Origin of the sequence: Colwellia sp. MB3u-55 (genome assembly GCF_014076785.1) — a bacterium.
Classification (GTDB): domain Bacteria; phylum Pseudomonadota; class Gammaproteobacteria; order Enterobacterales; family Alteromonadaceae; genus Colwellia_A.
Genome location: NZ_JACGUS010000064.1, coordinates 1 through 3,396, shown reverse-complemented (window position 1 = coordinate 3,396; position 3,396 = coordinate 1). Strand labels below are relative to the sequence as shown.

Annotated in this window: 5 protein-coding genes; all 5 read right to left on the bottom strand. The window is 34.2% G+C overall.

Translation table 11 applies throughout. The annotated features are described in order from the left end of the window. Positions 1-344, bottom strand: a 344-nt coding sequence (locus H4J66_RS01825; protein ID WP_182169819.1) for an energy transducer TonB, incomplete at its 3' end; no start/stop codon positions are given. Between the two features lie 490 nt (positions 345-834). Next, positions 835-1,263, bottom strand: a complete 429-nt coding sequence (locus H4J66_RS01820; RefSeq protein ID WP_182169816.1) for a hypothetical protein — start codon at positions 1,261-1,263, stop codon at positions 835-837. A gap of 118 nt (positions 1,264-1,381) precedes the next feature. Beyond that, entirely contained in the window at positions 1,382-1,633 is a 252-nt protein-coding gene (locus H4J66_RS01815) for a hypothetical protein (RefSeq protein ID WP_182169813.1), read from the bottom strand. 79 nt (positions 1,634-1,712) lie between these two features. Further along, positions 1,713-2,351: a DUF998 domain-containing protein gene (locus tag H4J66_RS01810; RefSeq protein WP_182169810.1), complete on the bottom strand. Its 639-nt coding sequence runs from the start codon at positions 2,349-2,351 to the stop codon at positions 1,713-1,715. Between the two features lie 512 nt (positions 2,352-2,863). After that, entirely contained in the window at positions 2,864-3,235 is a 372-nt protein-coding gene (locus tag H4J66_RS01805; protein ID WP_182169807.1) for a hypothetical protein, read from the bottom strand. Positions 3,236-3,396: the final 161 nt, after the last annotated feature.

Here is a 3,396-nt window from a genome sequence, read left to right as displayed (position 1 = left end):
TTAAGTGCTTCAGTTGCTGGCTTTATGAAAAGACCAGACTGAGAAGATTCTATAACACCAATATTAAAGGGCTTACCTTCAGAAGAAATATCGAACTCAAATTTGACATAGCCATTTATTTTATTTCTTGCTGCTGATTTTGGATACTTCGGAGAAACTCTTTTTATGGGAAAACCTTCTTGAGTCGTATCGCTAAAATTTTCAATTTTTCTTGGGAATACCGTACAACGTGGTTCATTTTTTACAATGTCATTTATACTAGAGCTATTATCTCGATTCTCGCTTGTAGTCTGACAACCACAAATGAAAACAGCCAAAAATAGACTTAAATTTTTCAAGTTCACCTAAAACCTCCTTATTACACTAACGCTTACATAAGCGGAAAATTATAGTTGGCTAAAATTTTGATGAACGAAAAAGAGCCAACTGTAAATTTTCCGTTTGATGTTCTTGTTAGTTGAACTTTAATTAAAAGCACAAACTTTACAATAAGTTACCATGTTTGTGGGATATTAGGAAGAATTTGAAAAAAACCCAGTACCACGACGCACCAAACAGTGAACTCTGAGCCAAACACTACGGTTAATTTAGATAATGACTTTACAGCAAAAGTGTCTTAAAAATGCGTAAAGTCTATTAGCGAACATAACCAAAATTCTGAGGCGAAAACTTAAGCGTAACCCACCAAATTAATTTAGAAAATACCGCTTTTACACATAAATATTAATCTGATTTCGTGGTGCCAACTAACGCCCAATTAACGGGCTAAAAATAGCGGGCTAAAATGGTAGCGAAGCGAATAGCCCGCTGTTTTTAGTCCTGTTGAATTTCTTGTTAGCTGTATTTTACTCTTTGACCTTTTACTTGGAATAACAAAAACAAAGGAAGTAAAACCAACGATGTAGATATTATATCCGTAACGGTATGATATTGCTGGTATACCATTAAAATAAAGTAAGCAATAAGTGATGTTACTGCTATACACATTTGAACCTTGCTTCTTAGTAAAAAGTAACTAACAAAAACCAATGACAAGGCTGTATGCGTACTATAGTCAGACTCAAAAGCAGGCCAAATATTAAACCTTATATCTAAAAACATTACGCCGTATGCGATAACAATAGAAGATAAAGTTGCCGTAATATGACCATACATCTGACTTAAACCATTATCCGCGATACCCTTAACCATGGCGATTGAGGTCACAATAAATAAAAGAGGTATATAAGAATCTGCAATGAAATCTAATTGTTCGTATGTCACCTAACCTCCTGTACAGCTAACGCCAAATTAAGCGGCGAAAAATTGTTGGCTAAAATGTTGAACGAAGTAAAAACAGCCAACGGTTTTTGTCCGTTTGAATGCCTTGTTATAAGGTTGTTTACAACACAAACAAGACGTCACCTTTTTCCATAAACACGTGCAGTAAAATACCAAAGATAGATATTAATGCACCAGCTAGTCTAGCACTTTTTCCCTCTAAAGATTTAGTTTGAGAAGAAGTGAATTTTGTACGAGAGCCTGATTGACCATTAGTGATACCAAACTCGACATCCATTTTACCAATATAAACAAATCTAACACCGACTAAGAAAAATGCGATGCCAATAATCAACTCTAATGTGACTTCCATATCAAAACCTTATAACGCCCCACTAAGAGGCTTTTAATTGTTGGTTAAAATGTGAAGCGAAGCGGAACCTAACCAACTATTAAAAGTCCTGCTTTAGTGGTTTGTTAGGCAAATGTTGATTCACACTATAAGCAAAATATATAAACCACAAATATATCATTAAATCTAGAGAGCGTTGATAAACACCAACAACGAGTGAATTAGGATCTAGATTTAATAATGCGTAAATGCAAATGACTCCGATGGTAAAGCTTACAAATTTATAAACTTTATATTGCGAAATGAATGAAGAGCCGGATGACAAAATAAATATTGATATTATCCCACATAAATAACCAGGAAAAGCTGACAACATATGAATGTTATGGGAAATCGTAGGTTCAACTGGCCTACATTCAAAGTCACATGGATATAAAGCAGAAATACCAAGAGTCACAGCATAAACAACAATAAAGCTAAGTCCTGTTATGTTTTTCTTTGTTTTAGGAACAGCTAAAAAGGAAGTAAATACAAATGCAAGTATAAAAAGCTCTGTAGGGATGAAGCCTAAATAATTAACATATTCACCATGTGGTGAACCTGTTGCTCCTAATTCACTGATAAACTGAGTTATATGGCTATATTCAGGATAATATAAGCCTGCAACAATAATTGTTCCAGCGAACCAAACTAAGCTCAATATTGGAAAAGCCAAGAGTAAATTTTGTCTATTCAGCATCCGTACCTCTGATAGTTTGCCTAACGCCCTATTAAGGGGCAAATTGTAGTTGGCTAAAATGTGAAGCGGAGCGAAACCAGCCAACTGTAATTTGTCCCACTTGAATAGCTTGTTATGTGTACTTACCAAGCTATTGATGTTATTAAATAATTTACCATAAAACCAAACACGTAAAAATTAAAGAGCGAATGAATTTACCACGATACTTTATACCTTCTTCGTTAAGATTATCTGAATCGCCAAACAAATTAATAAAGAAACCAAAACCATTAGAAATAGAATTTGAATGCTCAGTATTGCCACATGCTTTAAAGTAAAAATAAAATGTGAAACTAAATCCAATTATGCAGGTACAGAATAGAAGTATGAAAATAATAAACGAAATGTTCTCCGTAACCTGACCCTATCCTTGTACACATAACGCCCTGTTAACAGGCAATAATAAAGTTGGCTAAAATAAGTGAACGGAGTGAACAAAAGCCAACTGTATTTTATCCTTGTTTAACAGCTTGTTATGTGTATTTTACATCCATGTATTTCTTCGCATAATAACACGACCATATACCAAAAATTAGAACAGAAACCCAATACAGTTTTGGGTGGGCTTGTTGTGTAATCCAATCTAATCCTCGCATTGGGACATATTCAGCGTATAAAATGGATAACATAATTGAAAATAGTAAAAAGAAACCTAGAGCATTTTTTTTAATGGGGCTCATTTTTTTAATTGGGCGTTCATAATCTTTCTCATCTTCGACAACTCTTGACTGAAGCTCAGAGTTAATTTTTTCTAGTCGTTCAGGAAACTTATCTCCATCAATATTATCCAAAACATCGTAAAGTTCGGAAACAGTATATTTTGAGTAATTAGGTTCAAATGCCATAGTATTCCCGATACACATAACGCCCAATTAAGGGGCAAAATAGAGTTGGCTAAAATAGGTGAACGGAGTGAACAAAACAGCCAACTTTATTTTGTCCCTCTTGAAGTTCTTGTTATGTGTTTGATACACCGTCTATCTTTTTATATAAGTAATAAACCAAG